The organism is Pantoea sp. ME81 (genome assembly GCF_903970985.1).
GTDB lineage: Bacteria > Pseudomonadota > Gammaproteobacteria > Enterobacterales > Enterobacteriaceae > Pantoea > Pantoea communis.
Map to the genome: position 1 here is coordinate 1 of NZ_CAJCKS010000266.1, position 4689 is coordinate 4689.

7 protein-coding genes are annotated in these 4689 nt (G+C 52.5%); 5 read left to right on the plus strand and 2 right to left on the minus strand.

The window, feature by feature from the left end; genetic code table 11:
* Together H7A81_RS25800 and H7A81_RS25805 are read left to right on the plus strand one after the other, a co-directional pair.
* A partial coding sequence (locus H7A81_RS25800; RefSeq protein ID WP_182059164.1) for a sigma-70 family RNA polymerase sigma factor occupies positions 1–402 on the plus strand: 402 nt, incomplete at its 5' end.
* On the plus strand, positions 395–1024 hold the full coding sequence (locus tag H7A81_RS25805) for an NrsF family protein (RefSeq protein WP_182059165.1): 630 nt from the start codon (positions 395–397) through the stop codon (positions 1022–1024). The genes H7A81_RS25800 and H7A81_RS25805, both read left to right, overlap by 8 nt.
* Before the next feature lie 115 nt (positions 1025–1139).
* Here the strand turns inward: H7A81_RS25805 and H7A81_RS25810 are convergent, their stop codons facing one another.
* On the minus strand, positions 1140–1511 hold the full coding sequence (locus tag H7A81_RS25810) for a helix-turn-helix domain-containing protein (RefSeq protein WP_182059166.1): 372 nt from the start codon (positions 1509–1511) through the stop codon (positions 1140–1142).
* Positions 1512–1537: 26 nt separating this feature from the next.
* On the opposite strand from H7A81_RS25810, the gene H7A81_RS25815 reads away from it, so the two are divergent.
* Positions 1538–1894 carry a hypothetical protein gene (locus tag H7A81_RS25815; protein WP_182059167.1) on the plus strand — a complete coding sequence of 119 codons (357 nt, stop codon included), beginning with the start codon at positions 1538–1540 and terminating at the stop codon, positions 1892–1894.
* A gap of 17 nt (positions 1895–1911) precedes the next feature.
* Positions 1912–2802 (plus strand): alpha/beta fold hydrolase, encoded by an 891-nt coding sequence (locus H7A81_RS25820; RefSeq protein WP_182059168.1) that lies wholly within the window; start codon positions 1912–1914, stop codon positions 2800–2802.
* A 39-nt stretch (positions 2803–2841) separates the two neighbouring features.
* Here the strand turns inward: H7A81_RS25820 and H7A81_RS25825 are convergent, their stop codons facing one another.
* A complete protein-coding gene (locus tag H7A81_RS25825) occupies positions 2842–3909 on the minus strand; it encodes an SDR family oxidoreductase (RefSeq protein ID WP_182059169.1) in 1068 nt (355 codons plus the stop codon).
* A 100-nt stretch (positions 3910–4009) separates the two neighbouring features.
* On the opposite strand from H7A81_RS25825, the gene H7A81_RS25830 reads away from it, so the two are divergent.
* Positions 4010–4689: LysR family transcriptional regulator (locus tag H7A81_RS25830; protein ID WP_182059170.1), on the plus strand; the 680-nt coding region annotated here is incomplete at its 3' end.

Sequence of the window (4689 nt, forward strand, 5' to 3'; positions counted from 1 at the left end):
GTGGAAGATGTGATTCAGGATGTGCTGTTAACAGTGCATCGGGTGCGTCACACCTATGATCCTGCCTACCCGTTTTTACCCTGGCTGATGGCCATCATCTCCGCTCGCGCAGTCGATGCCCTGCGGCGACGCGGACGCCATCAGCAATGGGAAGTCCATGAAGAAACGCTAACTGAAGCTGCCATTGCGCCAGAGGCACCATCGCTGGATACACAACAGGAACTGGCCAGTTATTTGCGCCAGCTTCCCTCGCGTCAACGTGAGATTGTTGAACACGTCCATCTACGCGAAATGAGCCTGACTGAAGCGGCAGAACATAACAATTTAAGTGTGGCAGCGGTGAAATCGCTGTTGCATCGCGCGCTGAGTAATCTGCGTCGCTTTGGAGCACACCATGAATAATCATGACCTGTTAATCGAAAAACTTAGCCGCGACATGCAGCCCGTTCAACCGATGCGGCCGACTTATTGGCGTGTCTTGATGTGGCTGCTGCTGGCACTACCCTGTGGCATCGCCGCCAGTTTTCTGGTGCAGCGCACCCTCACCGACTGGTCACAACCTGGCGCGATGCGCGCGCTCATTCAGTTGGCGTTGGCGTTTGTTCTCGGCCTGTTTGCGATTCGTAATGCGTTCAACATGAGCATCCCTGGCCGACGCAGTGTCAGTTGGAAAGTGCTGTTGCCTCTGGGTTTATTGTGGTTGGGATTGAGTCTGAGCAGTATCCCGCACGCCGTAGTGGAGGCACATGATAATGACAGCACGCGCTGTTTTACCTTCCTGTTAGTGGTGAGCACACCGATGATGGTGCTGATGATTGCCAGTTTACGCAAGACACGTGCACTCCATCCGGTACGCAGCCTGGCGATGGCCGGACTGGGCATATCCTGCATGGCCGTCACCATGCTGGCGTTTTGCCATCCGGTGCATCTGCACGCCATGGATTTTGTCATGCATCTGGCCGCGATTGCGGTGATTATTGCTATGACAGTGCTGCTTGGTCGCCGCTGGGTTAAGTTGGGTTAAGGCAATACAAGGACACTCTCTAATAAGAGTTAATACAGAAATTAAACGGCAGCGCAGCGTATATAAACTAATGCGCTGCCAATCTCTCTAGTTTCCTAAAATAAAAACCCAATCCTTAGACCTCTTCCACTAATTTGTTCGCTTCCAGTTTTGTGAGGTCGTAAGCGGCCTGCGCTTGTTCCATCACAGGGCCGTACTCCATCGCCCAGCTCGCCAGGGCCATAAAGGGCTGCTGCAGTGTCTGCGCTAAAGGTGTGATGCTGTATTCCACGCTCACCGGCGAAGTTGGTAGCACTTTACGGTTCACAAGACCATTGCGCTCCAGACGTTTGAGCGCATCCGCCAGTGCCTTATGCGTAATCCCATCCAGTCTGCGGCGAATCTCATTGAACCTTGAGGGCTGTGTGCAAAGCACGGTGAGAATTAATATCGACCATTTATTGGTGATGTTTTCCAAAACAGGTCGGGTTTTACCAATACTGTTCATCCATCAAGATTAAAGAATAATCGTCGATGAAAAACATCGTATTTATCTACATGCCCAGTCCAACATTGTTCAGAGCACCGGGATTCGGAGTGAGTGGCGGATTGTTCTCCTGCTTTCGCGAAGATAAATATATCGGTGCAGTGCAGAAGGCGATTGATAAACGCCAATTAAACTGGCGCTTCACGCGCGACACCACCGAATCAAATATTGAAACGCTCATCGCCGAGGGAGCTGAGTTACTGGTTCTTGCCCCCGGCCTGCGTTTTATGTTTTATCGCAAAAATTTTGATAAGCAACGCATGGTGTTTCTCACCACCATGGAATTTATGAGTAACGACGTCCGGCCTGTAATGCGTAAAATTCAGGAACAGGAAGATCGGTGACACAAGGAAGCGTTTGCGTGATTGATTTTGAGGGTTTCAGTTTAAAAGCAACTGATTATGATAGTGTTTCACCCGCAGCAGCAAAGGTATCAACGCATTACGTTGATGGATTACGCTATCGGTTTTATCGAGACGAATTTCAACCCAATAATATTGTGATTGTCTATCACGGCGGCGGAGTCAGTATGGATGCCGGATACGGAATTCTTGCCCGTCAATTGGTTACCCTAAGTCATCTATCTGTCTGTTTAGTGGATATGCGTGGCCACGGCGATTCAGTCGGCGAAAAGGGCCATCTTTCTCATCCCACCAGGCTCTGGCAAGATGTTGATCGAATTATCACTGAATTGAAACAACATTATCCTCACGCCAAATATCAACTGCTTGGCCACTCAAGCGGCGCGGGTATGTTGATCAATTACTTTACTCGCTATAAGCCAGCACATCAGATAAACAAATTAATTTTATTGGCACCAGAATTAGGGCCTTTTGCGCGAGGTATTCATCGTGAGAAAAGCGATACGCCTTTTGCCCAAGTCAGGCAATGGCCATTTATATTGAATGCGTTCTCTCAAGGAAAGTTTTGCGGAAACTACCCAGCAGTGCAGCTGAATTTTCCTAAAAATATCGGCAATGTTGCCGGGCAGATGGTTGATCGTTACAGCGTCAATATGGCCAATGCTCTGACTCCTCGCTCGCCCGGCAAACAGTTAAATGCATTGCCCCTTCCCACATTGCTGTTAGCGGCAGAGTTCGATGAGCTATTCGACCCGCAAGCGATGGCGGCATTTGCTCGCAAGTATGGCAATTCACTGCTCAAATTCAAATTACTCAGCGATTGCTATCATCTTGATTGTCTGTTCCATTCATATAATTGGATTGGCGAATTTATTAAGGATGTGCATTAAGGGAGGGCTGCCCCCCCTTACTCCTACGCACTGTGGAGACTATTGCGGAATCACCTTCTCCGCTTTCAGCCGATCAAAAAGCGCAATAAACGAATCCAGCGTTGAACGATATCCGGTGAATCCCGCTTTGCGGCTTTTGCTCATGTCGGTGAACGCTTCCATCGGACGCCCAAGGTCCGCATCGGTGTGCCACCACGAAGCCAGTTTATTGATGTCCGCCTCACGCAGCTGTTCGCTCGCGGCAATTTCATGCCATGCATCGGCGGCCTGTTGCATGCGCCCTTCCAGAGGCATCATCTGTGCAGGATACGCGGCGGCTTCAACGTTAAAGTAAGCGGCCAGTCGTGGCCACAACCAGTTCCAGCGGAATACATCGCCGTTGACCGCGTTGAAGTCCTGATTCGCTGCTTCATCCGCCGTCGCTGCCCACAACAACTGCTCCGCCAGCAAACCGGCGTCGGTCACATCCGCAATACCGTTCCACTGTTCCGGCGAGCCAGGAAAGATAAATGGCCAGCCCTTCTCACGACACAGCGTGGCATACACCGCCAGCGTCTGCCCCATGTTCATGGCGTTGCCCACTGCATAACCGATGATGGTGTGCGGGCGATGCACGCTCCAGCGATAGCCATATTGCTCGGCACCGGCAAAGATTTCATCTTCCTGCGCATAGTAGAAGTTATCGACCGGCTGGCGTCCCTGTTCTTCACGGAACGGCGTCACCGGCACAGCTCCTTTGCCATACGCCTCAAATGGACCCAGATAGTGTTTCAGCCCGGTCACCAGCGCCACGTGCGCACCGTTCAGGCGCTCACCCAGCGCTTCAATCACATTACGCACCATGCCGCCGTTCACGCGAATGTTCTCTTTTTCGTTCTCCTGACGCGCCCAGACGCTAAAGAACACCGCATCAGGCTTCTCTAATGACAGGGCAGTGCTGACCGCATCAGCATCGGTCAGATCTGCGGTCAGACTGCGGCAACCTTCGGGGATCGCGCCGCGTCCGCGTGACAATCCGGTCACCAGCCATCCTTCACTTTGCAGTTTTTCCGCCAGCGCACGCCCAATCACGCCGCTAATGCCGACAATTAACGCCTGCTTTTGCATTTCAATTCTCCTCGGTTTCGGTAATCATTAGCCTAATAGAGAATTCAATTCCTATCTCTGGCTTTAATTCACATCATTCATAACCTGGATTCACGAATAGATGCACGATCAACGCCTGAAAGATATCGTTCCCTTTGTGGCCAGCGTCGAAAGCGGCAGTTTCGCGGCAGCGGCAGAACGTTTACACCTGACCGGTTCGGCCGTCAGTAAAAGCGTCACGCGACTTGAGACGCGACTCGGCTCACGCTTGCTGGAACGCACCACGCGCAGTCTGAAGCTCACCGATGCAGGCAACGCCTACTACCAAACCTGCCTGCGCATTCTGGAGGAGCTGGCCGAAGCAGAAGCGGTGCTGGCGGCGCAGCGCACCATTCCTTCGGGGCGATTGCGCGTGGCGGTGCCCAATACTTATGGCCGCCTTGGCGTCATGCCGCTGCTGATTCCGTTTTGTCAGCAACATCCCGAGCTGGAACTCAATCTCACCTTCTCGGATCGTTTTATCGATCTGTTTGATGAGGGGATCGATGTCGCGGTGCGCATTGGCGGATCGCCGGACGTACCGGCCTCGCTTGGCTGCCGTCAGATGGGTCGCGAGCGCATGGTGTTTTGCGCTGCACCCGATTATCTGGCGCGCCATGGACGTCCTCACAATGAAAGCGAGCTATTGCAACATCAGGCCATCATGTATGAACGCGTGGATGGCAGCAGCAAGCCCTGGCTGTTTACTACTGCCGATGGGCATCCGCACTGGCGCAATGTGCCACACCGGATGGCACTGGG

Coding starts and splice junctions, on each gene's coding strand:
- H7A81_RS25825 (WP_182059169.1), bottom strand. CDS start 3,909: ATGCAAAAGCAGGCGTTAATTGTCGGCATTAGCGGCGTGATTGGGCGT.
- H7A81_RS25805 (WP_182059165.1), top strand. CDS start 395: ATGAATAATCATGACCTGTTAATCGAAAAACTTAGCCGCGACATGCAG.
- H7A81_RS25810 (WP_182059166.1), bottom strand. CDS start 1,511: ATGAACAGTATTGGTAAAACCCGACCTGTTTTGGAAAACATCACCAAT.
- H7A81_RS25815 (WP_182059167.1), top strand. CDS start 1,538: ATGAAAAACATCGTATTTATCTACATGCCCAGTCCAACATTGTTCAGA.